This is a genomic window from Stenotrophomonas sp. ZAC14D1_NAIMI4_1 (genome assembly GCF_003086775.1).
Classification (GTDB): domain Bacteria; phylum Pseudomonadota; class Gammaproteobacteria; order Xanthomonadales; family Xanthomonadaceae; genus Stenotrophomonas.
Genome location: NZ_CP026001.1, coordinates 1,075,568 through 1,102,334, shown reverse-complemented (window position 1 = coordinate 1,102,334; position 26,767 = coordinate 1,075,568). Strand labels below are relative to the sequence as shown.

At 67.3% G+C, this 26,767-nt stretch carries 26 protein-coding genes and 1 tRNA gene; 8 read left to right on the top strand and 19 right to left on the bottom strand.

Features of this window, described 5'->3' with window-relative positions:
- The first annotated feature begins 340 nt into the window (after positions 1 to 340).
- The 3 genes from C1927_RS05080 to C1927_RS05070 all read left to right on the top strand — a co-directional run bounded on the left by C1927_RS05080 (position 341) and on the right by C1927_RS05070 (position 4,448).
- On the top strand, positions 341 to 2,965 hold the full coding sequence (locus tag C1927_RS05080) for an AAA family ATPase (protein WP_108746064.1): 2,625 nt from the start codon (positions 341 to 343) through the stop codon (positions 2,963 to 2,965).
- A gap of 469 nt (positions 2,966 to 3,434) precedes the next feature.
- On the top strand, positions 3,435 to 3,842 hold the full coding sequence (locus tag C1927_RS05075; protein WP_079220851.1) for a hypothetical protein: 408 nt from the start codon (positions 3,435 to 3,437) through the stop codon (positions 3,840 to 3,842).
- A gap of 42 nt (positions 3,843 to 3,884) precedes the next feature.
- The gene (locus C1927_RS05070; protein ID WP_108746063.1) at positions 3,885 to 4,448 is read left to right on the top strand and encodes a hypothetical protein; all 564 of its coding nucleotides are present in this window, start codon (positions 3,885 to 3,887) and stop codon (positions 4,446 to 4,448) included.
- A gap of 73 nt (positions 4,449 to 4,521) precedes the next feature.
- On the opposite strand, the gene C1927_RS05065 is transcribed toward C1927_RS05070, so the two are convergent.
- The 14 genes from C1927_RS05065 to C1927_RS05000 form a co-directional block, all read right to left on the bottom strand.
- A tRNA-Val gene (locus C1927_RS05065) sits at positions 4,522 to 4,596 on the bottom strand.
- A gap of 247 nt (positions 4,597 to 4,843) precedes the next feature.
- Entirely contained in the window at positions 4,844 to 5,197 is a 354-nt protein-coding gene (locus C1927_RS05060) for a PilZ domain-containing protein (protein ID WP_079220849.1), read from the bottom strand.
- Positions 5,194 to 6,150, bottom strand: a complete 957-nt coding sequence (locus tag C1927_RS05055; RefSeq protein WP_079220848.1) for a DNA polymerase III subunit delta' — start codon at positions 6,148 to 6,150, stop codon at positions 5,194 to 5,196. Before C1927_RS05055 ends, C1927_RS05060 begins: the two co-directional genes overlap by 4 nt.
- Complete coding sequence (gene tmk / locus C1927_RS05050; protein WP_079220847.1) at positions 6,147 to 6,812, bottom strand: dTMP kinase; 666 nt, start codon at positions 6,810 to 6,812, stop codon at positions 6,147 to 6,149. Before tmk ends, C1927_RS05055 begins: the two co-directional genes overlap by 4 nt.
- Positions 6,809 to 7,870, bottom strand: a complete 1,062-nt coding sequence (mltG, locus tag C1927_RS05045) for an endolytic transglycosylase MltG (protein ID WP_108746062.1) — start codon at positions 7,868 to 7,870, stop codon at positions 6,809 to 6,811. Before mltG ends, tmk begins: the two co-directional genes overlap by 4 nt.
- A gap of 174 nt (positions 7,871 to 8,044) precedes the next feature.
- Complete coding sequence (locus C1927_RS05040) at positions 8,045 to 9,409, bottom strand: aminodeoxychorismate synthase component I (RefSeq protein WP_108747772.1); 1,365 nt, start codon at positions 9,407 to 9,409, stop codon at positions 8,045 to 8,047.
- A gap of 223 nt (positions 9,410 to 9,632) precedes the next feature.
- Positions 9,633 to 10,895 carry a beta-ketoacyl-ACP synthase II gene (gene fabF / locus C1927_RS05035; protein WP_108746061.1) on the bottom strand — a complete coding sequence of 421 codons (1,263 nt, stop codon included), beginning with the start codon at positions 10,893 to 10,895 and terminating at the stop codon, positions 9,633 to 9,635.
- A 142-nt stretch (positions 10,896 to 11,037) separates the two neighbouring features.
- Positions 11,038 to 11,277, bottom strand: a complete 240-nt coding sequence (acpP, locus tag C1927_RS05030; RefSeq protein WP_005415509.1) for an acyl carrier protein — start codon at positions 11,275 to 11,277, stop codon at positions 11,038 to 11,040.
- 153 nt (positions 11,278 to 11,430) lie between these two features.
- Positions 11,431 to 12,174: a 3-oxoacyl-ACP reductase FabG gene (gene fabG / locus C1927_RS05025; RefSeq protein ID WP_108746060.1), complete on the bottom strand. Its 744-nt coding sequence runs from the start codon at positions 12,172 to 12,174 to the stop codon at positions 11,431 to 11,433.
- Between the two features lie 81 nt (positions 12,175 to 12,255).
- The gene (gene fabD / locus C1927_RS05020; RefSeq protein ID WP_079220843.1) at positions 12,256 to 13,200 is read right to left on the bottom strand and encodes an ACP S-malonyltransferase; all 945 of its coding nucleotides are present in this window, start codon (positions 13,198 to 13,200) and stop codon (positions 12,256 to 12,258) included.
- 119 nt (positions 13,201 to 13,319) lie between these two features.
- Positions 13,320 to 14,102, bottom strand: coding sequence for a serine/threonine protein phosphatase (locus C1927_RS05015; RefSeq protein WP_079220842.1), 783 nt, complete (start codon positions 14,100 to 14,102; stop codon positions 13,320 to 13,322).
- 74 nt (positions 14,103 to 14,176) lie between these two features.
- On the bottom strand, positions 14,177 to 15,157 hold the full coding sequence (locus tag C1927_RS05010) for a beta-ketoacyl-ACP synthase III (protein ID WP_079220841.1): 981 nt from the start codon (positions 15,155 to 15,157) through the stop codon (positions 14,177 to 14,179).
- 90 nt (positions 15,158 to 15,247) lie between these two features.
- Entirely contained in the window at positions 15,248 to 15,442 is a 195-nt protein-coding gene (rpmF, locus tag C1927_RS05005; protein WP_004154640.1) for a 50S ribosomal protein L32, read from the bottom strand.
- A gap of 116 nt (positions 15,443 to 15,558) precedes the next feature.
- Positions 15,559 to 16,068 (bottom strand): YceD family protein, encoded by a 510-nt coding sequence (locus tag C1927_RS05000; RefSeq protein ID WP_079220840.1) that lies wholly within the window; start codon positions 16,066 to 16,068, stop codon positions 15,559 to 15,561.
- 114 nt (positions 16,069 to 16,182) lie between these two features.
- Between C1927_RS05000 and C1927_RS04995 the strand changes: the two genes are divergently transcribed.
- Positions 16,183 to 16,755: a Maf family nucleotide pyrophosphatase gene (locus tag C1927_RS04995; protein WP_079220839.1), complete on the top strand. Its 573-nt coding sequence runs from the start codon at positions 16,183 to 16,185 to the stop codon at positions 16,753 to 16,755.
- A 68-nt stretch (positions 16,756 to 16,823) separates the two neighbouring features.
- Here C1927_RS04995 and C1927_RS04990 read toward each other — a convergent pair whose 3' ends face one another.
- Positions 16,824 to 18,662 carry a glycosyltransferase family 39 protein gene (locus C1927_RS04990; RefSeq protein ID WP_079220838.1) on the bottom strand — a complete coding sequence of 613 codons (1,839 nt, stop codon included), beginning with the start codon at positions 18,660 to 18,662 and terminating at the stop codon, positions 16,824 to 16,826.
- A 44-nt stretch (positions 18,663 to 18,706) separates the two neighbouring features.
- Between C1927_RS04990 and C1927_RS04985 the strand changes: the two genes are divergently transcribed.
- From C1927_RS04985 to C1927_RS04970, 4 genes are read left to right on the top strand one after another with little or no spacing between them, the layout of a single operon-like run.
- Positions 18,707 to 19,660 carry a MoxR family ATPase gene (locus C1927_RS04985; RefSeq protein WP_079225108.1) on the top strand — a complete coding sequence of 318 codons (954 nt, stop codon included), beginning with the start codon at positions 18,707 to 18,709 and terminating at the stop codon, positions 19,658 to 19,660.
- A 2-nt stretch (positions 19,661 to 19,662) separates the two neighbouring features.
- Complete coding sequence (locus C1927_RS04980) at positions 19,663 to 20,607, top strand: DUF58 domain-containing protein (protein ID WP_108746059.1); 945 nt, start codon at positions 19,663 to 19,665, stop codon at positions 20,605 to 20,607.
- Positions 20,600 to 22,549, top strand: a complete 1,950-nt coding sequence (locus C1927_RS04975) for a DUF3488 and transglutaminase-like domain-containing protein (RefSeq protein ID WP_108746058.1) — start codon at positions 20,600 to 20,602, stop codon at positions 22,547 to 22,549. The genes C1927_RS04980 and C1927_RS04975 overlap by 8 nt, the downstream gene beginning before the upstream one ends.
- The gene (locus C1927_RS04970; protein WP_079220835.1) at positions 22,546 to 23,073 is read left to right on the top strand and encodes a Slp family lipoprotein; all 528 of its coding nucleotides are present in this window, start codon (positions 22,546 to 22,548) and stop codon (positions 23,071 to 23,073) included. Before C1927_RS04975 ends, C1927_RS04970 begins: the two co-directional genes overlap by 4 nt.
- 102 nt (positions 23,074 to 23,175) lie before the next feature.
- On the opposite strand, the gene C1927_RS04965 is transcribed toward C1927_RS04970, so the two are convergent.
- From C1927_RS04965 to dnaX, 4 genes are all read right to left on the bottom strand, one after another.
- Positions 23,176 to 23,535 carry a histidine triad nucleotide-binding protein gene (locus C1927_RS04965; RefSeq protein ID WP_108747771.1) on the bottom strand — a complete coding sequence of 120 codons (360 nt, stop codon included), beginning with the start codon at positions 23,533 to 23,535 and terminating at the stop codon, positions 23,176 to 23,178.
- Positions 23,536 to 23,595: 60 nt separating this feature from the next.
- The gene (gene recR / locus C1927_RS04960; protein WP_108746057.1) at positions 23,596 to 24,195 is read right to left on the bottom strand and encodes a recombination mediator RecR; all 600 of its coding nucleotides are present in this window, start codon (positions 24,193 to 24,195) and stop codon (positions 23,596 to 23,598) included.
- A gap of 142 nt (positions 24,196 to 24,337) precedes the next feature.
- Entirely contained in the window at positions 24,338 to 24,658 is a 321-nt protein-coding gene (locus tag C1927_RS04955) for a YbaB/EbfC family nucleoid-associated protein (RefSeq protein ID WP_004154630.1), read from the bottom strand.
- Positions 24,659 to 24,664: 6 nt separating this feature from the next.
- Positions 24,665 to 26,725 carry a DNA polymerase III subunit gamma/tau gene (dnaX, locus tag C1927_RS04950; RefSeq protein ID WP_079220833.1) on the bottom strand — a complete coding sequence of 687 codons (2,061 nt, stop codon included), beginning with the start codon at positions 26,723 to 26,725 and terminating at the stop codon, positions 24,665 to 24,667.
- Positions 26,726 to 26,767 lie beyond the last annotated feature (42 nt).

Below are 26,767 nucleotides of genomic sequence, written 5' to 3'. Positions count from 1 at the left end.
CCGTGGGCCGAGACTACGCCCGCTGCGGTCGGCCGCACAGCGCATGGATGGAACGTCTGCTTTCATCCATGGCACGCTCGCGCGGGCTGTGCTTGGGCTGGACACCACAGTTCGCGTAGAAGGTGAACCCATAGCTTGTGCAAATCGAGGTGTTTGATTTACCAACCATGGCGTACATGGACCCCATAGTTAATGTGGCCCCGTTAGTGCATAGTTTGTGCACTTAGTCGATTCGGCCGGTCACGAGTGAAAGCAACATCCGCCCGTAACCACGGCGCTGGCGGCTAATCAACAAAACCAAGGGCGCAACCGACAGCGTCCTTCCGTGTAGAGGGGCTGCATGGCGAGCATTCGTTCCGAGTACCACCGCTTCCTGGCGCACTTGGCGCAGCGACAAGTGCACGACGATGTGCGCCGGCTTGCGCACCTGATTTTGGATCACTTGCAGCCGTTGGCTGAGGTTGGCGCGGCGGGCCGCAGGCGATCGGTCCGCCTAGCGCCGCTGGCCATAGCCAACTTGGCGCAGACTCCGGCGGCGTACCAAGGAGACGGCCACGGTCCCGACGCTGGGCCGGCGCTTGGGCGCCTGCTTCAGCTCGAGGTGGGCCCGTTCCGCGGGTTCATGAGGCAAGAAACGTTCGACCTCAGCCATGACATCACGTTGGTCTATGGCGCTAATGGCACGGGTAAAAGCAGCTTCTGCGAGGCGCTGGAAGTTGCGATGCTCGGGTCCATCAGCGAAGCCCAGGCCAAGCGAGTCGACCAGCGTACTTACTGTAACAACGCCCGGCTGCGGCGCCATGTCGCGCCCGTTCTCTCTTCCGGGGCGGCAGAGCGGGCCCAAGCCGTGCAGCCCGACGAGGCGGAGTATCGCTTCTGCTTCATCGAGAAAAATCGCCTCGATGATTTCGCGCGCATCGCGGCCCGTACACCGGGCGACCAGCGACAGCTCATTGCCACCTTGTTTGGCGTGGATCAGTTCAGTGACTTCGTGCGCGGATTCAATCCCACGCTCGACCAAGACCTGATGCTTGCCGGAATCCAGGCCGCCCAACTCGCGCAGCGGCGCTTGCAGTTGGCAAATTCCGAACAGACGATTGCCGGCCATCCACAAAAGATCGCAGCGATTGAGGGCATGGAACAGGCGCTCGCGCAACGCATGTTGCCCGACGCGACGTACCAGGGCTGCGTCGACTGGCTACTTGGCACGCCGCAGCTACAAGGGCGGCTTCCGTACGTGCAGGCGCAACTTGTCGCCGTCCCTCCAGCGATTCATGAAGTGACACGTGCACGTCTGCAGGATTTGCTAGACGAGGTGTACCGCCTTCAAGGCCAGTGGCAGGCCGCCACCGGGCAGTTGGCCGCGCGTGCCGGTGACGTGTCATATGCCAAGCTGTACGAGGCGGTGCTGGCCCTGGCCGATGGCGCAGCTGCCTGTCCCGCATGCGGAACCGGGTTAACCGCAGTGGCCCAGGACCCCTTCGCCAAGGCACGAGCGGGCCTGGAGCAGCTCGCACAGTTGGCCGCCCTCCAACAGCAAGAGGCCGGCTTGCGCACGCAACTGAGCGAGGCGGTGCGGGCGCTGTGGGAGGAGATGCGTCGCGTAGCCATGGCGGCGGCGGCCGTGTGTCCTGCCCAGCTGCAGGCGGCGGCGTTGCCTCTACTGCCCCCAGCCGCCACAGGTGCCTGGCTAGGAGCATGGGTCGATGGCGATCGCCGCGGGTGGACTGCGCTGCTGCAGGTCGCCGAGTTCATCGAACATGCCGACGCGCAGTCTCGCGAGGCACATGCCTTGCGTGGAGCGCTGGCTCAGGAACGAGATGTCTTGGACCAGCACCGGCTGGAGATTGAGCGGCTGAAGACTCTGCGCACGACCGCAGACCAGGAACTGGCCACTGCCCGGCAGACTGTGACCCAGTTCGATGAGGCCAACCGTGGCCTGATCGACGCTACCGCGGCCGAAGTGCCGGTCATCGCGCACCACCAGCGCATCCAGGCCGCCTACAACGGTTACCTGCCCGAGATCCAGGCCTATCTGGCGGCCTTGCCGGGCCGACTGCTCCAGGGCCTTGGAGAGCAGGCTCGCAACCTCTACAACGCGTTCAACCGCGCCGATCCACCTGGCGACCTGCTGCACGCGTTGTGGCTGCCGGTCGCCGAGAACGGAAAGATCGAAGTCGAGTTCGCCGGCGAACCTGGCATGCGCTATGACGCCTTGGTCGTCTTCAGTGAAGGGCACATTAAGTGCCTTGGACTGGCGATTCTACTGGCCAAGAATATCGCGCAAGAATGCCCTGTGGTCATCTTCGACGACGTGGTCAACGCGATCGATGATGATCACCGTGATGGCATCTGGCGCACCTTCTTCGAGGATGGGTTGCTAAACGATAAGCAGGTCATCCTCACCTCGCATGCGGAGGAGTTTCTTCACCGGATTCAGCAGGAACTTGGTGCACGCCGCGCCGGAGCGATCAAGCGCTACAAGTTCCTCCCGCACCATGGCGAACACGAGCTGCGCGTCGACAGCGACCCGCCGACGAAGAACTATGTGCTGTTAGCCCAGCAGGCGCTGGCGAACGATGAGAAGCGCGAGGCCTTGCGACAGGCACGGCCCGCGCTAGAAAGCTTGACTGACCGCCTCTGGACATGGCTTAGCCGGCGGGGAGATGGGCGCATTGAGATCAAGCTCGGCGGACCTCGCTCGCCCTTGGAGTTGAACAACAAATGCAGCAAGCTGAAATCAGCGGTAGCTCGCGTTGCGGCGCAGTATCCCGCTGCACAGCAATCGGTCGACGCACTCACTACTTTGCTTAGCGTCAACGGGGCGAGCATTGAATGGGGATACCTGAACAGTGGTGTGCACGACTCGCAGCGCGATCACGAATTCGACCGAGCTACTGTGCGAACAGTAGTGGATGCAGTCACTGCCTTGGATGACGCGCTGGAAGCACTGCAGAATCCCTGAACGACAGTACGCCCAGAGCAAGACACAGTAGTTCGTCCAAAGCTACACAAACTACGAGGTAAGACCCACGCTGGGTGACGTGATTGCCACCTACTGGTGTTGTGTAGCGGCACTCCCCGGTTCAAATAAGGCAGAGGATCGGGCTCTGGGCGGTGAAGCAGCGTCATGGCGGGCGTTGTTACAACTTTCCTCACTGACTTCCGGCTTTGCGCGAATCGATGATCGCCTCGCCAAGGCAGCACGCCTTGGTCGGGATTGGCGTCTCGAATAAACGAATGAACTTCTACCGCTGCGGTTCACGCCGCAGCAGAGAGAATGCAACGATTGCCTTCAATGGCGGCCGGTGCGTGGGGATCGACAGATCCGCCAGGCCTTCTTCTCGGTAGAAGTTCGTTTGCCTAGGTACGCCAACCCGCACCGTCCGCCACCTTCATTCCGAAGGTGGCCTTACGCCAGTGAGGGTTTTGCCATGACCAACCGAGCCGCATCGCTTCCACGCCTGTACGCGTTGATTGCCGACATCGCCAACCAGGTTCCCGACGACATCGCACGCGAGATCGAGTGCGCGTTGGACGAACAGAATCTGCCCCTTCAGGCCCCCACATTCTTCGCCTGCCTGGACGCCATCCGGCGAGCCGACGGCGCAAACGGGCAGCCCTGCAGCCCGCGCAGGCTGGCGGCCAGCGAGCACGCCTCACTCAGCCGCTCGCTGGCAGGGCTCTCCGCGCTGCTCGATATTCTGCAGGCCGCCGAGCGCGCGCGTGTCGAAGGCGGCCCGGACGAACAGATGGGCAGTTTCCACACCGATGGCCTGATCGTGGCCGCGCGGCAGCTGGTGTGCGAGGCCACCCATTGCCTGGAAAGCGGAACGCCCTGAGCGCCTTGGCTACAATCGCGCAGGGAATCGCAGGAAACCGCAATGGACGCCGAACACCTGGAGTACTTCAAGGCCGCGCTGGAAGGCCGCGCAACCATCGGCTGGAACGTGTGGTTTGCCGCCAACCAGCAGGCGCTGTCACAGCAGTTGAGCCGCCCTGCCCTGCTGCGGTTGAAGTTCAATCAGCTGGATGAAGCCGAGCGCCTGCTGGCCGAGGCAGGCATCGTGCCCACCAGCACGGCGGGCAAGCGCTACGAGATGTACTGCGCGCAGTTCGCACTGGACGTGCTGGATGAGAGAGGCCGGCCGCTGCCGGCCATCTGGCGCGCGGCGCACGGGGGTGCCATCGGCCTGCTTGCCGATGGCGAACACGAAGCGGGCCAGGCGAAGCTGCTGGCGGAATTCCGCCGCGCCCGCAAGCGCGGCTTGCCGCAGGCGCACGAATGGCTGGGCGATCTGTGCTTCGAGGGGGAGATGGAACTGCGCGGCGGCAATGGCGAGGTGGGCCGCCAGCTGCTGGCGGTGGTGGTGCAGGCCGGCAGCGGCCACGACCTGCTGGACGGCACGGCGATGATCGCGCGTGAGTTGCTGGGGGATAACGACTGAGGCAATGCGTCTGCGCCACATCACAGCCAACAAAAAAGCCTCCATTGCTGGAGGCTTCTTTCGTTCTGCAACATGGTGGGCGGTACAGGGATCGAACCTGTGACCCTTGCCGTGTGAAGGCAATGCTCTACCGCTGAGCTAACCGCCCGGTGTGTTGCTGAGCCGCTCATTATAGGGGCTTTTCAGAGGCCGTCAACAGTTTTTCACATTTGTGTTCTTGGGCGTTTTCGAGAGCCGCCGCCGGGCATGGCCCGGCGCTACCAGGTTGCGGTTCACAGCCGTTTTCGAGAGCCGGAGTCGAGCGTGGCTCGACTCTACAGAACAGCGGTTCACCGGTGTTTCGAAGGCGTCGCCGGGCGTGGCCCGGCGCTACCAGGGGCCGCGATCGCGCCCCGTTACATCGTGTGCGTCGGCTTGTCCGAGCTGGTCAGGCCAGCCAGCAGGGTCTCGATCTTGTGGCGCACGTTCTCACCTTCCTGGCCGTCGGCCAGCTGCACGCCGATGCCGGCCACGCGGTTGCCCTGTGCACCAGCCGGGGTCACCCAGATCACCTTGCCGGCCACCGGCAGGCGCTCGCTGGAATCGGGCAGGGTCAGCAGCAGGAACACCTCGTCGCCCAGGAAGTAGCGCTTGGGCGTGGGCACGAAGATGCCGCCATTCTTCACGAACGGCATGTACGCGCTGTACAGCGCGGCTTTGTCCTTTACAGCCAGGGACAGGATGCCCTGGCGGGCGTTGCTGGCACTCATCGATTTCCCCTTGCGGCAGGCCGCTCGTTCACCTTGTTCCAGGCCAGCAGCAACTCGACCACCGCAAGGTCTGCACGCACGGTGGTGCGCAGCAGGTCGCGGGTACGGTTGGCAGCATCGAACCACGCTGCAAGCTTGTGCAATCGGTCCGGCGCGGTCAAGGCGTCGGTGCTGGCCTGGGCCAGCGCCAGATCGGCGGCGAAGCGCAGGCGCAGCGCCGCGTTTTCATCGCCGCACCACTTCTGTGCCAGCTCCACCGCACCGGTCTTGCCGGCGGCCAGTTGTTCCAGTTCCCGGCCCACGTCGCGGCGCAGGCTCAGGCCGTCTTCGCGCAGCCAGTTGTCGGCCTGGCCGGGATGGCCGCGCGCCGCGTCCAGCGCTTCGCGCGCGGAAGCTTCGCTGTGACCCTGCTGCTGCAGCCACGCCATGGCTTCATCGCGCGGCGGCAGCTTGAACTCCAGGCGCTGGCAGCGGCTGCGCACGGTCTGCGGCAGGCGCGCCGGGTCGCTGCTGATCAGCCACAGGTAGCGGCCGGGTTGCGGCTCTTCCAGGGTCTTAAGCAGGGCGTTGGCGGCCGAGCGGTTGATGGCATCGGCCGGGTCGACGATCACCACCTGGGCCACGCCGTACTGCGGGGTCAGCGCCAGCTTGTTGGTGATCTCGCGCACCTGCTCGATGACGATCTCGGTGCGCAGCTTGTCGCCGCTCTTGTTCGGGATGAAGCTGACCAGTTGCAGGTCCGGATGCGTGCCTGCGGCAATCAGCTGGCGCGTGCGCGTGGCGTGCGCGGCATCGCCACGGGCCAGCACGTGGTCGGCCAGGGCCAGCGCGACCTCACGCTTGCCCAGCCCGGCCGGGCCGCAGATCAGCAGGCCATGGCCCAGCCGGTCGGCATCCAGTGCAGCAACGGTCTGGTCAAAGGCGCGCTGCTGCCAGGGCGAGAAACTGCTCATGCGCCCTCCCCGGCCTGCAGCCAGCGCTCGACGCTGGCCACCACATCGGCGGCCACGCGTTCCTGCACCTGGCCAGCATCGATCAGCGCAAAGCGCTTCGGGTCCTGCTGGGCGCGGCTGCGGAACACCTCGCGCACGCGCTGGAAGAAGTCGTCCTGCTCGCTCTCGATGCGGTCCGGCCACAGGTCGCGGCCATTGGCGCGGGCGCGGCCCACGGCCACGTCCACATCCAGCAGCAGGGTCAGGCCTGGCAGCAGGCCGACGGCGCGGCGTTCCAGGTCGGCAATCCACTGCGGGTCCAGGCCACGGCCACCGCCCTGGTAGGCGTAGCTGGAATCGGTGAAGCGGTCGCTCAGTACGTAGGCACCGCGCTGCAGTGCCGGCTGGATGACCTGGCGCACGTGCTGGGCGCGCGCGGCGAACACCAGCAGCAGCTCGGCTTCGGCGCTCAGCGGCTCGGCGGCGATCTCCGCGTCGGGCTTCAGCACCAGGCCGCGGATGCGCTCGGCCAGCGGCGTACCGCCCGGCTCGCGGGTCAGCACGACCTCGTGGCCGTGGCTGCGAAGGCAATCGCGGATGGCGTTGATGGCGGTGGTCTTGCCCGCGCCCTCGCCGCCTTCCAGGCTGACGAAACGCGGGTGGCGAAGCAGCGCGGAACTCATTGCGCCGGGGTCTCCTTGGTACGTTGCTGGCGCAGCTGCTGCAGGTAGCGGGCTACGGCGGCGTTGTGCTGGTCCAGGCTGGGCGAGAACACGTGCGCGCCACTGCCATCGCCCACGGCGACGAAGTACAGCGCATCGCCCGCCGCCGGCTGGGCGGCCGCCATCAGCGCATCGCGGCTGGGCATGGCGATCGGGGTCGGGGTCAGGCCGGCACGGGTGTAGGTGTTGTAGGGCGTATCGGTGGTCAGGTCGCGGCGGCGGATGTTGCCGTCGTAGGCCGTACCGATGCCGTAGATGACGGTGGGATCGGTCTGCAGGCGCATGCCGATCTTCAGGCGGCGCATGAACACCCCGGCAATCTGCGGGCGCTCGCTGGCCAGCGCGGTTTCCTTTTCGATGATCGAGGCGATCGTCAGCAGTTCATACGAGCTGTTGATCGGCAGGTCGGCGGCACGGCTTTCCCAGGCCTCGTCCAGCGCCTTTTCCATCGCGGCATGGGCGCGCTTGAGCACATCCATGTCACTGTCGCCGCGCTGATAGACGTAGGTTTCCGGCAGGAAGCGGCCTTCCGGGTGCTGGCCGCCGAAGCCCAGGCGCTGCATCAGCGCAGCCTCATCCAGGGTATCGGTGGTGTGCAGCAGCGGCTCGGCACGCTTGAGCGCAGCGCGCACCTGGCGGATGTTCCAGCCTTCGACAATGGTGACGCGGTGCTGCAGCACCTTGCCGGCGCGCATGCGCAGCAGCAGCTCGCGCGGGGTCAGGCTGCTGTCCAGCGCGTACTCGCCCACCTTCAGCTTGCCGGCGGCATCGAGCTGGCGGGCCAGCAGCTGCCACTGGGTGTCCTGGCCTTCATCCACACCGGCATCGCGCAGCTTGCGCAGCACAGTGTTCATGCCATCGCCGCTGGCGATGACCACGCTCTCGGCGGACGGGGTGATGTGGCGGTCGGCGAACTGGCCCTGCTGGTAGAAGAACCACGCGCCCACGCCGGCGAGGACGGCGCCCAGCACCACCACCAGCATGACCACGAACAGACACCCGCGCTTGGCTCCCGCCATGGACTACCTCTGAATGCGATTCCGCCGTGCAGGATACCGTGCCGGGTGGCGTGGGGTCATGACCGGGGTGGCGTCTGCGTGCCGACCAACGGTCGGCACCCACCTGGGCCATGGGGGCATCCGTGCCGACCAACGGTCGGCACCCACCAGCCATGCCCGGCGGGGGGCGATCGGTTACCCCTGCTGGCCCAGCGCCCGCAGCAGGCCGCGGGCCTTGGCGCGGGTCTCGTCCAGTTCCTTGTCCGGGTCCGAGTCGACCACGATGCCGGCACCGGTGCGGAAGCTGACCTCGTGCCCATCCACTTCGGCGGTGCGGATGAGGATGTTCAGGTCCAGGTCGCCATCGCGGTTCAGCCAGCCAAATGCGCCGGTATAGGCACCGCGCGGCACCTGTTCCAGTTCGCTGATGATCTGCATGCAGCGCACCTTGGGGCAGCCGGTGATGGTGCCACCCGGGAAGGTCGCGGCGATCACCTCGCCCGGGGTCACCTCGGGGCGCAGGTGGCCGCTGACATTGCTGACGATGTGGTGCACGTGGGCATAGCTTTCCACGGTCATCAGTTCATCGACCACCACGGTGCCGGGCAGGCAGATGCGACCCAGGTCGTTGCGCTCCAGGTCGATCAGCATCACGTGCTCGGCGCGCTCCTTGGGGTGGCCGACCAGTTCCTGGATGCGCGCGGCATCGTCGTCGCCTTCAAAGCGCGGGCGGGTGCCGGCAATCGGCCGGGTCTGCGCGTGGCCGGCATGCACCGATACCAGCCGCTCCGGCGAGGAGCTGACTACGTGGCGGCCGTGCGCGGTGAACAGGCCCGCGAACGGTGCGGGATTGGCGCGGCGCAACTGCGCGTACAGCGCCTGCGGGCTGACCGGCGCGGCGAACTGCGCGCTCCAGCGCCGCGACAGGTTCACCTGGAACACATCGCCCGCGCGCAGGTACTCGATCACCCGGCGCACGCCGTCGGTGAAGCGCTGCGGCGCGTCCTCGCCCACCGACTGCGGCGGCTGCCAGCCCTGCCCGGCTTCGGGCAGCACGGCCGAGGCCTGTGCCAGCAGTGCATCCAGCAGCGCCTGTTCGCCCGCTTCGGCGATGACGAAGCTGGCATCGTTCTCGTGGTCGTGCAGCACGGCCGCCGGGCAGCGCAGGGCCAGCGCGGTCGGGCGACCGTCGTCGCGCGCACGCGCCGGCAGCACGGTTTCAATCTGGCTGGCGACTTCGTAATCGAGCATCAGCGCCCAGCCGCCACGGAACGGCAGGCTGTGGCTGCCATCGTGCGGCAGGCGCGCGGCCTGCCAGGCACGGTCCAGCACCTGCAGGAAGCTGCCGGCGTGTATGGCGTCGTGCTGGTCGCGCACCTGGCCGTCGGCGTCCAGCCGCAGGCTGTCGCCCTGCGCGGCCAGCAGCAGGCTCCAGCGGCCCTGGGCGGTGCCCGAGGCGGTGGATTCCATCAGCAGCGGGAAGCGCGCCGGGTCGTGCTGCTGCAGGGCCAGCAGGTCGATCGGGTGCGGCAGCGGGTGGATCAGCGGGGCGTGGGTCATGGCGGCCAGTTCGGGGTTCAGATGCACGGAAGCCGCCTTGCGGCGGCTCCGTGGTGCACGGCGTTGATCCGTTTGTCGGATTGCCGATAGGTAGAGTCGACTGTCAGTCGACTGCTTTCCCATCAACGATCACCGCGGCGGATCGAAAGGCAGTCGACTAACAGTCGACTAACAGTCGACTCTACCAATGCGACGTCGAGCATGGCGCGACGTCGCAACTCGGTCAGACGCGCTTGAAGATCAGCGTGCCGTTGGTGCCGCCGAAGCCGAAGCCATTGGACATCACCACGTCGACCTTGGCCTGGCGTGCTTCGTTGGGCACGTAGTCCAGGTCGCAGCCTTCGCCCGGCTGCTGCAGGTTGATGGTCGGCGGGATGATGTTGTCCTGCAGCGCCATCACCGAGAAGATCGCTTCCACGCCGCCAGCAGCACCCAGCAGGTGGCCGGTCATCGACTTGGTGGAGCTGACCATCATCTTGTAGGCGTGGTCGCCGAAGGCGGCCTTCATGGCCATGGTTTCGCCCAGGTCGCCCAGCGGCGTGGAGGTGCCGTGTGCGTTGAGGTAACCGACCTGTTCCGGGGTCACGCCGGCGTCGCGCATGGCCATGGCCATGCAGCGGGCAGCGCCTTCGCCGTTCTCGCTCGGCGCGGTCATGTGGTACGCGTCGGAGCTGGCGCCGAAGCCGGCCAGTTCGCAGTAGATCTTGGCGCCACGGGCCTTGGCGTGTTCGTACTCTTCCAGCACCAGGATGCCGGCGCCGTCACCCAGCACGAAGCCGTCGCGGTCCTTGTCCCACGGGCGCGAGGCCTGATCCGGGGCATCGTTGCGGGTGCTCATGGCCTTCATCGCGCAGAAGCCGCCCAGGGCGGTCGGCGAGGAACCGCGCTCGGCGCCACCGGCCACCATCACGTCGGCATCGCCGTACTGGATCATGCGCATGGCGGTACCGATCGAATGGTTCGAGGTCGCGCACGCCGAGACCGCCGAGAACGACGGGCCCTTCAGGCCGGTGATGATGCTCAGCTGGCCCGGCAGCATGTTGATGATGGTCTTGGGCACGTAGAAGGGCGAGATCTTCTTGCCCTCGTGGAAATCGATGGTCTGCTCTTCAATGCCCAGCAGGCCGCCGATGCCGGCGCCGACGATCGCGCCGATGCGCTCGGCGTTGGCTTCGGTGATCTCCAGGCCCGCATCATGCAGGGCCATGAAGGAGGCACCGAGGCCGTAATGGATGAACGGGTCCATCTTCTTGGCATCCTTGCCGCTGACCCGGTACTTGCCGAACAGTTCGTTGTCGGCGGTGATGTCAAAGCCTTTGACCTCACCTGCAATCTTGGTGGTGAACCGATCCAGGTAGGCATCAGAAACGTTGGTCAGCGGACCGATGCCCGAACGACCCTGGGTGATGCCTTCCCAGCTGCTGGCCAGATCATTGCCCAACGGCGAGACGATACCCAGGCCGGTTACGACGACGCGACGCTTCATTGCTGATTCTCCTGACCCGATGATGTCAACGGGCAACTCGGTTCTACTGCGGTGTGATGCTCAAACACACGGGGCCGCAACTGCGGCCCCATGGGGTGCGGTGCGCGGCGAGCGGAACCCGCGCGCGCACTGCCGTCTGACATCAGGCCTTGACGTGGGCCTTGATGTAGTCGATGGCGGCCTGCACGGTGCTGATCTTCTCGGCTTCTTCGTCCGGGATCTCGCACTCGAACTCTTCTTCCAGGGCCATCACCAGCTCAACGGTGTCCAGCGAGTCAGCGCCCAGGTCATCGACGAACGATGCGCTGTTGGTGACTTCTTCTTCCTTGACGCCAAGCTGTTCGACGACGATTTTCTTGACGCGTTCTTCGATGGTGCTCATGGGGTATCGCTCCAGATGGAGTAGTGGTTCAAAAGTGGTCGCCATCGGATGGCGATGGCCGTGGGATAGTGTAGTGGAAACCGGCGGGGCCTTGCATAGGTGCAAAAAACCCAGCAGATCAACCACTTGCGGCGCAATCCGTGCGCCCCTTGCTTACGGCATGTACATGCCGCCGTTCACATGGAGGGTTTCGCCGGTGATGTAGCCGGCCGCCGGGCTGGCCAGGAAGGCCACCGCATGGGCGATGTCTTCCGGCGAACCGAGGCGTTCGAGGGCGATGTCGTTGATCAGGGCGGTGCGGGCTTCTTCCGGCAGCGCCTTGGTCATGTCGGTGTCGATGAAGCCGGGAGCCACGACATTGACGGTGACGCCGCGCGAGCCGATTTCCTTGGCCAGCGACTTGCTGAAACCGATGATGCCGGCCTTGGCGGCGGCGTAGTTGGCCTGGCCGGCATTGCCGGTCACGCCCACCACCGATGCGATGTTGATGATGCGGCCCTTGCGCGCCTTCATCATGCCGCGCATGACCGCCTTGCTGGTGCGGAACACGCTGGTCAGGTTGGTGTCGATGATCGACGCCCAATCGTCTTCCTTCATGCGCATCAGCAGGTTGTCGCGGGTGATGCCGGCGTTGTTGACCAGGATCGAGATGGCGCCGAATTCCTTGGCGATGCCGTCCAGCACGCTTTCCAGGGCGGCAGCGTCGGTGACGTTCAGCGCGCGGCCGTGGCCGCCGTGGGCCGCCAGGCGCTCGCCGATCGCGGCAGCGCCGGATTCGGTGGTGGCGGTGCCGATGACGGTGGCGCCCTGGGCGGCCAGCAGATCGGCGATGGCGGCACCAATGCCACGGCTGGCGCCAGTGACCAGTGCGATTTCACCCTGCAGGGGCTTGCTCATGATGTTGTCCTCAAACGTGGGCAGCGACCGCGCCCGTGCCGCTTGCAGCGGCCACCGGCACGGTCGGCAGGAACAGGGGGATCAGGCCGACCACGCCTCGCGGGCGCCTTCGAAGTCGCCCGGGGTGGCCAGGGAACGGCCGTCGATGGACTTGTCGATGCGCTTGATAAGGCCGGTAAGCACCTTGCCCGGGCCACACTCGGCGATCTGGGTGATGCCACGGGCCGCCAGGGCCTGCACGCAACCGGTCCACTGCACCGGCTGGTACAGCTGCTGCACCAGCGCGGTACGGATGGCATCGACGCCGTCATGCACCTTGGCATCGACGTTCTGCACCACCGGCAGCTGCGGTGCCTGCCAGGACAGGCCGGCCATCACTTCGGCCAGGCGGTTGGCGGCTTCGCGCATCAGCGGGGTGTGCGAGGGCACGCTGACGGCCAGCTTCACGGCCTTGCGCACGCCCTTTTCGGCCAGCAGCGCCAGCGCGCGATCGACCGCGGCAGCGTCGCCACCGATGACAATCTGGCCCGGCGAGTTGAAGTTGGCCGGCACCACGATCTGGCTGCCCGCCGCTTCGGCGCAGACGTCCAGCACCAGCTGGTCCTCGGCGCCAAGCACAGCGGCCATGGCACCAACGCCGGCCGGCGCGGCTTCCTGCATCAGCTGGCCGCGCAGGCGCACCAGGTGCGCACCGTCATGCAGGCTCAGTGCGCCGGCAGCGACCAGCGCGGTGTATTCGCCCAGGCTGTGGCCAGCCAGGACCGACGGGCGCGGACCGCCTGCGGCGTTCCAGGCGCGCCATGCGCCGATGCTTGCGGCCAGCAGGGCCGGCTGGGTGTATTCGGTACGGTTGAGCATTTCCTCCGGGCCACCCTGGGACAGCGCCCACAGGTCGACGCCGGCACCATCGGATGCTTCGGTGAAGGCTTCACGCACCTGCGGGTGCAGCTCGGCCAGCTCGGCCAGCATGCCCACGGACTGCGAGCCCTGACCGGGGAAGACAAATGCGAGGGTGGATACGGTCACGCGGTCATCCGCTTGTTGCAATCGAAGCGGGCCATGATAAGGGCGAATCCCCCGTGTCGTCTGTACGTGCGCGTATGCAGGGCGTATGGAGTCCGCCGGGCATGGCCCGGCGGATGCGATCAGCAGAACAGCTGCAGGACGTCCAGCTCGCCATCGGCGAACCAGTCCACGCACAGGCCCACCACCATGATCAGGCCCAGCGTCGTGGCGCCGTGGGTGATGAAGATCGACTGCGCCAGCGCGCGGGCCGAGCGGCCCAGCTTCATGCAGACCCGGGCCAGGCCCTGCAGCCGGCCACTGACCGAATGCACGTGCGCGCGCACCGGCGCCTGCACGCCATTCATGGCCTCGGCCATCATCGCCTGCAGGTGCTGCGGGCGGTCGGCGTAATACTTGGCCACGCCATAGCCGAACATCAGCCAGTCGCGCGCCTGGGCCTCGGCCAGGTCCATCACTTCCAGCGGGTCTTCCTCGAAATCGATGAAGCCCACGTTCTGCCCGTCCCAGGTGAGGTTGCGCGGCACCGGCTGGCCGAAATACGCGCCACGGCCATGGGCCTCGGCGAGCGCCTTCATGGCCGCCGCCACCAGCCGGTCACGACCGGCATCATCGGCTTCGCGCAGGCAGGTATTGAAGGACCCGCCGTTGTCACCGATCACCAGCGCGGCGTGGCCGCTGCCGATCACTTCGGGCACGTTGACGCCCTGCGCATGCAGCTCGCCCAGGCGGCGCGCCTCGGTTTTGCACGCAGCATCTCCCCCGCGGTGCGGCGGCGGACGCAGGGCATCGAGGTGGAAGCGGCGGGCGATGAAATTGAGCAGGCCCAAGGCGAATGCGCGGCTTCCCTTGCCGTACTGCTTCAGCCAGGCGCGCTGCCCTTCGATGACGATGGGCTCAACCATGACGGATCTCCTGAAACGCGTTACGGCCCCAGAGGGGCCGTAACGACAGACTTCACGTTGTCGTAACTACGCTATCAATAGCGCAGCAGGGCCGAACCCCACGTGAAGCCGCCACCGAAGGCTTCCAGCAGCAGCAACTGGCCGCGCTCGACCTTGCCCGAACGCACCGCGGCGTCCAGCGCCAGCGGCACCGAGCCGGAGGAGGTGTTGCCGTGGCGGTCGACGGTAACCACGACCTGATCCATCGACATGTCCAGCCGCTTGGCGGTGGCTTCGATGATGCGCAGGTTGGCCTGGTGCGGGATCAGCCAATCCAGGTCGGACTTGCCCAGGCCATTGGCCTCCAGGGTTTCGTCCACGACCGAGTCCAGCGCCTTGACGGCGTACTTGAACACGTCGTTGCCCTTCATGTTGATGGTGCCGCCGCCGTTGCCGCTACCATCCTTGAAACCGACCGACACGCCGACCGGGTTCCACAGCAGCTCTTTCTTGCTGCCATCGGAATGCAGGTGGGTGCTGAGGATGCCGGTTTCTTCGTCGGCCTTGAGCACGACCGCGCCGGCACCGTCGCCGAACAGCACGCAGGTGGTGCGGTCTTCCCAGTCGACGATGCGGGTCAGCGTTTCGGCGCCGATCACCAGCACATGGCGGGCGTCACCGGAACGGATGAACTTGTCGGCCACGCTGAGCGCGAACACGAAGCCCGAGCAGGCCGCGTTGACGTCGAAGGCGGGGCAGCCCGACGCACCGAGCTTGGCCTGGATAAGGCACGCGGTGGACGGGAAAATAAGGTCAGGGGTGGTCGTACCGACCACGATCATGTCGAGCTGGGAAGCGTCGATACCGGCCGCTTCAAGCGCACGCACCGCGGCGTGGTAGCCGAGGTCGCTGGTGGTTTCGCCTTCGGCCGCGATGTGCCGTTCACGAATACCGGTGCGCGACTGGATCCACTCATCCGAGGTTTCGACCATTTTTTCCAGGTCGGCGTTGGTCAGGACTTTTTCCGGCAAATAGCTACCGGTGCCCGCGATCCTCGAGTAGATCCGCTTGCTCATCATGTTTCCTGTTGCGCAGGCTGCCGATCACCGGCATGCCCGGGGAAGAAGGCAAAGGCCGCTGCCCTGGGGCAGCGGCCTTCCGGCACATCAATCTTCTTCGACGGCCGAGGTCTTGGTCTGGATGACCTTCTTGCCGCGGTAGAAACCGTCAGCAGTGATGTGGTGACGCAGGTGCACTTCGCCGGTGGTCGGGTCGGTCGACAGCTGCTTGGCGCTCAGGGCGTCATGCGCACGGCGCATACCGCGGCGGGACGGGGTGACACGGGATTTCTGGACAGCCATGGGATTGCTCCAAACTCGGTTCGATTTGCTTCGTCGTATCGTCGCGCAGGACGCCAGCGCCCAGCACACTTTCGCTTTCGCCGCAGCCGCCGACGACAATCCGGCTGCTAATGCTTTTACTCTTTCTTCAGTGCCGCCAACGCCGCAAACGGGTTGGCCTGCTTTGTTTCTTCTTCGGTCGGCGCCCAGTCCTTGTTGACTGCCTCACCGTCCGGCGACAGCGGTACCACCGGTACTGCCAGCACCAATTCATCTTCGACCAGGTCCAGCGGACGCAGCTGCCCATCTTCCGGCACCAGCAACGCCTCGTACTCCTCGGGCAGGGACGATTCCTCGTCCTCGTCGCGGATCAGGCCAAGCCTCTGGGTCATCTTCACCGGCAACAGGAATCGCTGCATGCTGCGCTGACAGGTCAGCGGCAACGCGGTATCGATGGTCAGTTCCACATAGGATACCCGCAAGATGTCGTCGCGACCGAATTCAAGCGAGTAATTGCACTCACCGTCGGTATCGGCGACCAACCCTTGCAGGCGAGTCAAATCAGCCAAAGAGACCTGGCCGTCGAAGCGCCTTCGCGCTACGACCATCCGCCAAGCATCCAGCGTTTCGGGCACGTTCGCGGACATAAGCCGCTGAATACTAAGGATCGGGACCGCCGCTGTCAAATGCCCGCCATACAGGGGCTTGCTGGCAGCGCCGATACCGGGCCAGACTGCCGCGCCCTGCCCCGGAATTGTCGCATGTCTGCCCTGCTCCTGGCCTCCACTTCCCGCTACCGCCGCGAGCTGCTGCAGCGCCTCGGCCTGCCCTTCGACTGCGCACGCCCGGAGGTGGACGAGACCCCGCAGGCCGGCGAGGCGCCACTGGCCCTGGCCGGACGGTTGGCGGCCGCGAAGGCCGCCGAGGTCGCCGCACGGCACCCCGGCGCGTGGGTGATCGGCTCGGACCAGGTGGCGGACCTGAATGGACAGCCGCTGGGCAAGCCCGGCACGGTCGAGGCCGCCTGCGCGCAGCTGGCGGCGATGGCCGGGCAGACAGTGCGCTTTCATACGGCCATCAGTCTCACGCGCGATGGAGAATCGCTTGCGGCAATGGACCTGACCGAAGTGCGCTTCCGCCCGCTGCAGGCCGAGGAAATCGCCCGCTACGTGGCCGCCGAACAACCGTTGGACTGCGCCGGCAGCTTCAAGTGCGAAGGCTTGGGCATCAGCCTGTTCGAGGCGATCGACAACCGCGATCCCACCGCCCTGATCGGCCTGCCGCTGATTGCCCTGTGTGCGCTGCTGCGCCGGGCCGGGTTCGCAGTGCCGTAATTTGTAGAGTCGAGCCATGCTCGACTGGATGTAGGGAGCAGTCGAGCATGGCTCGACTCTACAAAGGTTTACCGACCCACCTCGAACGGCTGTTCCTGCCAGTCCTCCACGCTGCCATCGCGGCCATGCAGGCGCAGGCCCAGCCAATGCCGGCCAGGTGACAGCCCCAGCGTCTCCACGCTGGCATCGAAGCCGGCATTCGGGTGCTGCGGGTCGTTGGACATCGGCCACATCGGGCGGATGTCGAGCTCGCGACCGTACTGGGCATCGCCCACCGGCTGCCCGTCCACCAGCACTTCCACGCGCGCCAGGCCGACGCCGTCCTTGAACGCCCACCCCTTCACCGCCAACGTGCCCGACACCGCTTCGCCATTGCCCGGCGAATCGAGATAGGCCACCGCCGGCGTCACGCACTCGCCCTCGTCACGCTGCGCAGGCAGGCGGAACAGCAGGAAGCGCTGGAAGCCGTGATCGTTGCTGACCACCCGCGGCGGCGGCAGCGGCCCGACCTGCGCGCACACCGCGTGGTAGCGCGGCACCAGATCACGGAAGCGCTGGTCGCTGGGCGACAGCACCAGCAGCATCGGCCCGCTGCGCTCGCCTTCGTGCACCTGGCCCCACTGCGCCAGCTGCGCGGTGCGCCCGTGCTTGTCGTTCAGCGGGTGCGGCAGCACCAGGATATCGGCGTCGCCCAGTTGGAAGCCGAGCTCGGCACCCACCTTGAAGTTGCCAGCCAGCACGCGCGTGCCTTCCGGCATCTTTGCCAGTTCGTCGCGCACGGCGGCGGCCAGCGGCTCCCAGCCGGCGAAGTTGCGCGGGTAGTACTTGTCACCGGCCAGCTGCTCGCGCAGCGAGGGCGTGGATGCCATCAGGTAATAGCCGAAGGACAGCGCCATGCCGATGCCGGCCAGCCACCAACCGGTACGGCGCAGCCAGCGCGGCCAGCCGTTGAGCACCACCGGCACCGCCACCAGCAGCGCCAGGTAGCCGGGCAGCGGCCAGTGGAAGCTGATGCGCTCGACATCGGTGAAGAAGCCCAGCAGGAAGATGCCCAGGGTGGACACGCCACCGACCAGTCCGAAGTAGCGCCACTGCACGCGCGCGCCACCACCACTGCGCGTACCGGCCAGCGCCACTTTCCACATCGCGATGCACAGGATGGGCGTGACCAGCATCGGCTGGATGACCAGGAACCACAGGCCCCGCCACTCGAACGCCCAGGGATGGCGCTCGACCACCTGGAATTTCAGGCCGGCATCATGGTTGTCGGCATTCCAGGCCAGCAGCGGCAACCAGGCCAGCACGCCCACCGCCAGCGCCACCCACACGCGCGGGTCGGTCAGCATCCGCCGGCCCTGCGGCAGTGCCAGCAGCGCGATGAAGCCGACGCCGATCACGCCGATGAAGCGGTAATGGCTGAGCGCGCCGATCAGCAGGCCAAGGCCCAGCATGATGGCCGAGGACGCATCGACGTTGCGCAGCAGGCGTGCACCGGCATCCAGGCACAGCACAGCGGCCAGTGCCATCGGCACATCGGGCACGGCCAGCAGGCCCAGCGTGGCCGACAACGGCATCAGCAGGGTCAGGCTGCCCGCCTGCCAGCCAGCCACGTTGCCGAACCAGCGCGTGGCGATGCGCATGACCAGCAGTGGCAACAGGGCGCCGATGGCCAGGAACGGAAGACGCAGGGCCAGCACGTGATGGCCACCGATCTCCACGCCCAGGCGCGCCAGCCACGCGGTCAGCCCGGGCAGGTCGGAGTACGCGGCGGCCAGGTGCTGGCCTTCCTGCCAGTAGAACGCTTCATCCACGAACAAAGGCAGACGTGCGGCCACAAGCAGCTTGGCCGCTGTGACCAGCGTCCACAACCAGAGAAAAATCGTGCGTGCGCGTTGTTCGCCCTGCATTGCTCTATGGATAGAATCGAATGGTTCCCGAACGTGAGACGACCATGCCAGCTCCGTCCCCCATGCCCAGCATGCTAACCGATCAACTGCGCCAGGCCCTGCGGGAGGCACAGGATCAGGTCAATGCACTGGTGCTCGGCAAGGTGCCGGAAGTCAGGCTGGCTTTTGTCGCCCTGCTTTCCGGTGGCCACCTGCTCATCGAAGATCTGCCCGGCCTGGGCAAGACAACGCTGGCCCATGCACTGGCCAGCAGCCTGGGCTTGAGCTTCCAGCGCGTGCAGTTCACGTCCGACCTGCTGCCGGCCGATGTGCTGGGCGTATCGGTCTACGACGCCGGTACGCGCCAGTTCCAGTTCCACCCCGGCCCGGTGTTCTCGCACGTGCTGCTGGCCGACGAGATCAACCGCGCGCCGCCGCGCACGCAGAGCGCATTGCTGGAGGCGATGGCCGAACAGCAGGTGACCCTGGACGGGCAGACCCATCCGCTGCCCGATCCGTTCTTCGTGATCGCCACGCAGAATCCGGTCGATCTCTCCGGCACGTTCCCGCTGCCCGATTCGCAGCTGGATCGCTTCCTGCTGCGGCTGGCCATGGGCTACCCCAGCCCGCAGGCCGAGCGCGAACTGCTGCGCGGCACCGACCGCCGCGACCTGATCGCGCGTGCCGTGCCACAGCTGGATGACAACCAGGTGCGCGAACTGCGCGCTGCAGTCAGCCAGATCCACGTGAGCGACGCCCTGGTGGATTACGTGCAGGCCCTGCTGACCCGCAGCCGCCAGCATGCCGGCGTGCGCGTGGGCCTGTCGCCACGTGCCGGCCTGGCCCTGCTGCGCGCCGCCAAGGCGCACGCGCTGCTGCTCGGCCGCGGCCACGTGGTGCCCGAAGACGTGCAGACCCTGTTCGTCGCCGTGGCCGGCCACCGCCTGGTCGGCGAGTCCGAGTCGAACACGGGGCCGGCGCTGGCGCGCGCGATCCTGCAGACCGTCGCGGTGGATTGAGGATGCCTGCACGCGGCTCACGCCTGCTGCGCCTGGCGCGCCCGCGCACGCCCGAAGCATTGCCGCAGCGGCTCCACCGCCGGCGCATCTATGTGCTGCCCACGCGCTTCGGGCTGTTCGTGGCCGTGTTGCTGTCGGCCATGCTGCTGGGCGCACTGAACTACAACAACAACCCGGCCCTGCTGCTGGCGTTGCTGTTGGCGGCAGCCGCCATCGCCAGCACCATCGCCGCCCACCTGCAGCTGTCGGGCGTGCAGGTCGATGCGATCTCGGCCGAACCGGTGCCTGCCGGCCAGCCGCTGCGCCTGCGCGTGGACCTGTCGCTGCGCGATCCGCGGCCACGGCACGGCCTGGAACTGCAGGTCGGCGACAGCCAGGCCTGGACCGACCTTCCCGCACAGGGCCGGGGCGAAGTGGAACTGGACGTGCCCACCGAACGCCGTGGCTGGCTCGACCTGCCACGCATCCGCCTGTCCAGCACCCAGCCGCTGGGCCTGGTGCGCGCATGGTCCTGGGTGTGGCCGGAACAACCGCTGCTGGTGCACCCGGTGGCCGAAGCAGTGGCGCAGCCCCTGCCCGAACAGGGCAGCGACCCGCTGCACACCCGCGCCCATGCCAGCGGCGAAGAACTGCACCAGCTGCGCCCGTACCGCGCCGGCGACCCGCCGCGCAGCATCGCCTGGAAACACTCGGCACGGCGCGACACCCTGCTGGTACGCGAATACGAGAAGCCGGTCGGCATCGAAGTGGTGCTGGACTGGCGTGCACTGGCCACGCTGCCGACGGAAGTGCGCATTTCGCGCCTGGCGCGCTGGGTCGACAGCGCCGAACGCGAAGGGCGCCGCTACACGCTGCTGCTGCCCGGCCAGCCCGCGCTCGGCCCCGGCCAGGGCGCGAGCCACCATCAAGCGTGCCTGCGCGCACTGGCACTGATGCCCCATGACTGAGCCCGCCCTCCTGCTGGATCGCAATGCACGTGGCTGGACCCTGGCCAGCGCTGCGCTGGCACTGCTGCCCCTGCTGCTGCAGCTGCCCGGGCCGCTGGCGGCACTGATCGCGGTGGCGGGCGTGGCCACCGCTGCGCTGTCGCTGCGAGGCGTACTGCCCATACCGGTGCGCCTGCTGCTGGTGCTGGCCATGCTGGGTGCCATCGTCTGGCAGATGGGCGCGGTGCGCCCGGGGCGTGACACCGGCTGCGCATTGCTGGCAGCGATGCTGGCGATCAAATCCAGCGAGCTGCGCAGCGTACGCGATGCACGCAGCCTGCTCGGCTTCGCCCTGTTCGCGCCGTTTGCCGCCTTCCTGCTCGACCAGGGGCCGCTGACCACCCTGCTGGCCGCGCTGGCCGGCATCACCGCCCTGCTCGCCCTGCAGCGGCTGGCCCACAACGAAGGCCGCAGCGCGCCGCTGCCGCTCACTGGCCAGGTGCGCGGCGTCGGCCGCCTGCTGCTGATCGGCCTGCCGCTGGCACTGGCCTGCTTCTGGCTGTTTCCGCGGCTGACCTCGCCGCTGTGGGGCGTGCCCGAGCGCGCGGTCGGCACGCCGGGCCTGTCCGAATCGATGGAGCCGGACCAGTGGCTGGACCTGATGGCCGACGACACCCCGGCGCTGCGCGTGCAGTTCTTCGGTGCCGCGCCTCAACCGGAGCAGCGCTACTGGCGCGGACCGGTGCTGAGCCGGTTCGATGGCCACGTCTGGACGCGCGACCGCAACGCCGATTACCGGCCCATGCCGCAGGTGGCGCATGAAGGCCAGGGCTGGGACTACCAGATCGACTACGAGCCGACGGACCGCCGCCTGCTGGTTGCGCTGGACCTGCCCACGGCAGCGCCGGAAGGTGCGATGCTCAATGCCGAGATGAGCCTGGCCAGCCAGCGCACGCTGTCGGCGCTGAGCCGCTGGCGCCTGCACTCGGCACCCGCAGCACGCTTCGATGCCGACCTGCCGGACAACCAGCGGCGGGCGGCGCTGCAGCTGCCGGCCAACTTCAACCCGCGCACCGCGGCGCTGGCCCGGCAGTGGCGGCAGGAAGCCGGCACCGACGATGCTGCCGTGGTCCGCCGCGCGCTGGACTGGATCAAGGCTGATTTCTCCTACACGCTGGTGACGCCGCCGCCCGGGCGCGATCCGGTGGATGAGTTCCTGTTCGGCTACAAGGCCGGCTTCTGCCAGCACTTCAGTTCGGCCTTCGTGGTGCTGATGCGCAATGCCGGCGTTCCCGCGCGCGTGGTGACCGGCTTCGCCGGCGGCACCCGCAACCGGGTGGGCGATTACTGGGTGGTGCGGCGCATGGATGCCCATGCCTGGGCCGAAGTCTGGCTGCCCCAGCGTGGCTGGGTGCGGGTGGACCCGACCGCAGCGGTCGCGCCCGAGCGCATCCTCGATACGCTGGAAGACCGCCTTCCCGAAGGCGGCGACCTCAACCTGCAGCAGCGCTGGCTGCAGGCTGGCCAGCTCGGCGACTGGCTGCGCCGGGGCTGGAACGACCTGGTGCTGTCCTTCGACGCGCGCCGCCAGCAGCAGCTGCTGCAGCCGCTGGGCCTGGATGACCTGGGCCCGGGCCAGCTGCTGGCCGGGTTCGTGGCAGCCGCCGTGCTGGCGCTGGGCTGGATGGCCTGGCTGCTGGCCCGTGGCGAACGCGAGCGCGACCCCTTGCTGCGCGCCTGGCACCGGCTGGGCCGTCGCTACGCGCGGCTGGGGCTGGCCCGCGAGGCGCACGAACCGGCCCTGGCCTGGGCCCAGCGGGTGCACGCCCAGCGCCCCGATCCGGGCCTCATCGCACTCAGCCAGCGTTTCGTCGAAGCGCGCTACGCTGGCACTCGAACCGAGCTCGCCCCATTATTGCGGGACCTGCGCAGGCATCGCCCGACTTCCGGAGCTACTTCATGAACACCAAGTTCCTTCTCACCGCCGTGGCCGCCCTGGCCCTGTCGGCCTGCGCCACGGCCCCCAAGCCGCTGCAGGGTCAGTTCAGCGTGGTTTCCCCGCGCGACTCGGTTGCCACCCAGCAGGTCGGCACCCCCGTTCGCTGGGGTGGCCGCATCATTGAAACCCAGCCTGGCCAGGGCGAGACCTGCTTCCAGATCATCTCGCGCCCGCTCAATGGCAGTGGCCGCCCGAACACCACCTCGTCCGACGCCAGCGACGGCCGCTTCATCGCCTGCCGCGCCGGCTTCTACGACCCGGCCGTCTTCGAGGAAGGCCGTGACGTGACCTTCATCGGCAAGATCGATGGTTACGCCAACACCCGCATCGGCGAGTACGACTACCGCCTGCCCAAGCTCTCGGCCGACGTCATCTACCTGTGGCCGGAACAGCGCCAGGTCGATGTGGTGCCCTACCCGTACAGCCCGTGGGGCCCGGGTCCGTGGGGCCCGTACTGGGGCGGCTACCGCGGCTGGGGCTGGTGGTAAGCCCGCGACGGTTGACGTAATGCAGAAGGCCGCCCTCGGGCGGCCTTTTTGTTGGCGCCATCCACGGTGGGTGCCAACCGTGGGTCGGCACGGAAGGTTGCCTCAACGCCCCGGGGTACCGAAATGGCCCAGCGGCGCACCGGCCAGCAGGTGCATGTGGATATGGAACACTGTCTGCCCGGCATCCTCGCGGCAGTTCATCACGATGCGGTAGCCCTCTTCGGCGAAGCCTTCGCTGCGCGCATACGCGGCGGCGGCCAGGGCCAGCTTGCCGATCAGGTGCGCCTGCGAGGGCTGCAGGTCGTCCAGGGTCGGGATGATCTCGTTCTTCGGAATGAACAGCACGTGCACCGGCGCCTGCGGCGCGATGTCCTTGAAGCCCAGCACCTCGTCATCCTCGTAGACGATGGTGGCCGGGATCTCGCGACGGATGATCTTGCTGAAGAGGGTTTCGGTGCTCATGGTCGGCCTCGGCGGGATGTCTTCCGCATTGTAGGCCGGCCACGCCACGCGCGGCCGCGGTCAATCGCGGAATTCGCTGCGCGTCCCGAACGCATGCGACAGCGTGCCGCGATCAACGTATTCCAGTTCGCCACCCAATGGCAGGCCCTGCGCCAGGCGGCTGGGCTGCACCTGACGCGCACGCGCCAGCTGGGCGAGGTAATGCGCGGTGGCTTCGCCTTCAACGGTGGCGCTGGTGGCGATGATCAGTTCCTGCACTTCGCCCTGCGCCAGCCGCTGTTCCAACTGCTCCAGGCCCAGCTCGCGCGGGCCCACGCCATCGAGTGGCGAGAGCCGGCCCTGCAGCACGAAGTAGACGCCGCGGAAGCCGGTGGCGCTCTCGATGGCCAGGCGATCGGCCGGTGATTCGACCACGCACAACTGGCTGCGTTCGCGACTGTTGTTGGCGCAGGTCGGGCACAGCTCGGTTTCGCTGAAATCGCGGCACTGCGCGCAATGGCCGATGCGTTCGACCGCCAGCGCCAGCGCATCGGCCAGGCGCTGCCCGCCTTCGCGTTCGCGCTCGAGCAGGTGGTAGGCCATGCGCTGCGCGGTCTTCTGGCCGACGCCAGGCAGCACCCGCAGTGCATCGATCAGTTGTTCAAGCAGGGGTGCGGACACGGCGACAGGCTTTGTAGAGTCGAGCCATGCTCGACTGATTTGCTTGGTAGAGTCGAGCTTGCTCGACTGAAGTTGGAACAGCCGAGCTAGCTCGACTCTACGCGGTCGATGGCACCCGCTTGCACGGGTGCCACGCTGAACATCAGAACGGCAGCTTCATGCCCGGCGGCAGCTGCATGCCGGCGGTGGCCGAACCCATCTTCGACTTCGATTCGGCGTCGATCTTGTTGGACGCATCGTTGAAGGCGGCGGCGATCAGGTCTTCCAGCATTTCCGGATCGCTGGCCAGCGACGGGTCGATGCGCACCTTGCGGCATTCCTTGGCGCCGGTCAGGGTCACGCTGACCATGCCGCCACCGGCGCTGCCGGTCACTTCGATCTTGGCGATTTCTTCCTGGGCCTTCTGCAGGTTTTCCTGCATCTTCTGGGCCTGCTGCATCAATTGGGCGATGTTGCCGCGCATAGTGTCTTACTCGTCAAAAGAACGGATGGAATCGGAAACAACCCGGGCGCCATGCTGCTGGATCAGCAGCTGCACTTCCGGATCGTCCATGAAAATGGCCTCGGCGGCCTGTTGCCGCTCGCCACGCTGGCGGTCGGCACGCTGGTGCAGGGTCTCGGCCGGTACGTGTTCGGTCTCCACGGTCTCGACCACGATCCTCGGCGCCTGACCCAGGGCCTTTTCCAGCATTTCGCCCAGGGCGGACAGCGCGCGTTCGGAACGCAGGTATTCAAATCCGGGCGAAAGGCCCAGTTTCAAGGTACCGCCCTGGCAGCTGATGAAGGCGGCATTGGCCGCCAGCTGCCGCGAGGGGCCGCTCAGGCCGCTGTTGGCCACCAGATCCAGCCAGTCCTCGGCGCTGGCCAGATCGGACACACCCTCCTGCGCAACTGGTGCCGCTTTCGGTGCGGCCGGGGCGATCGCGATGCCTTCGGCCTGGAACGTGCGTTCCGGCTCGGCCGCCACAGCAACCGGTGCCGGGGCCGGCGGCTCCTGCCACGGCGCGACCATGGCCGCTTCCGGGGTGGCCATCACGACCGGCACGTCGATCTCCTCCGCCAGCGCCTGATCGCGTGCCTCGGCCTCATCCGTGGCCCACGGCGGCAGATCGTCGGCGGCCACCTGCGGCGCCGCTTCGGCCTTCACCGGCGGCGGCGACTCGGGTTCCTGCACCGGGACCGGTTCAGGCTCCGGCGTCGGGTCCGGCTCAGGCTCAGGTTGCGGAGCCGGCTCAGGTTCGGGGTCAGGCTCGCGCGGCGCGGCCTGCACCGGCGCGGTCACCTCGGCCACGGCCACAGGGCCCGCCGCAGCGGCCGCAGCCACAGGCGCGGCGTCCTGGCTGCCGGCACCGGCATGGCCACCGCCGGCGTTGCCGCCGCTGGCGCCGCCACCGACAGCCCCTTCGACCGTCTTCGGCACCGGCGGCACCGCGGCAGCCGGGCGGAACGCCAGCATGCGCAGCACCGCCATCTCGAAGCCGGCACGCGGGCTGGGGGCCAGCGGCAGGTCACGACGACCGTTCAGGGCCATCTGGTACCAGAGCTGCACCACTTCCGGGCGCAGGCGCTCGGCGAAGGCGGCGGCATCCAGGCCCTCGGCAGGGGCGGCGGCGCCGGGCACCAGCTGCTGCACCTGGATGCGGTGCAGGCCTTCGGCCAGCGCTTCCAGCACGCCACTCCAGTCAGGCGAAAATTCGGCCAGCGCGGCCACCACCTGCAGCAGGCGCGGGCCATCGCCCTCGGCCAGTGCATCAAGCATGGCGGCCACCTGGGTACGGTCGACCGTGCCCAGCATGGTGCGCACCACGTCCTCGCGCAGCGCGCCGCCGGCGTAGGCGATCGCCTGGTCCAGCAGCGACAGGCCGTCGCGCAGGCTGCCATCGGCGGCCTTGGCCAGCTGCACGATGGCGCTGCCGTCGGCCTCGATCTCCTCGGCGGCGAGGATGCGGGTCATCTGCCCCTGGATCTGGTCCTCGTCCAGGCGCTTGAGGTTGAACTGCAGGCAGCGGCTGAGCACGGTGACCGGCAGCTTCTGCGGGTCGGTGGTGGCCAGCAGGAACTTCACGTGCTCCGGCGGCTCTTCCAGCGTCTTCAGCAGCGCGTTGAACGCCGCCTTGGAAAGCATGTGCACTTCGTCGATCAGGTAGACCTTGTACTTGCCGCGGGAGGGCATGTACTGGGCGTTCTCGATCACCTCGCGCACGTCATCCACGCCGGTGTTGGACGCGGCATCGATTTCCAGCAGGTCGATGTAGCGGCCGGCGTCGATGTCCAGGCAGGCCGCACACTGGCCGCACGGGTCGGCGCTGGTGCCCTGTTCGCAGTTCAGCGACTTGGCGAAGATGCGCGCGATGGTGGTCTTGCCCACACCGCGGGTACCGGTGAACAGGAACGCGTGGTGGACCCGGCCGCTGTCCAGCGCATTGCTGAGCGCACGGACCACGTGTTCCTGGCCCACCAGCTCGGCAAAACGCTTCGGACGCCACTTGCGGGCAAGCACGAGATAGGACATCAGGCCACCGTCTTCCATCGGATGTTCCATTGTGCCATGCCTGTCCAGCCCCCTCGCCTC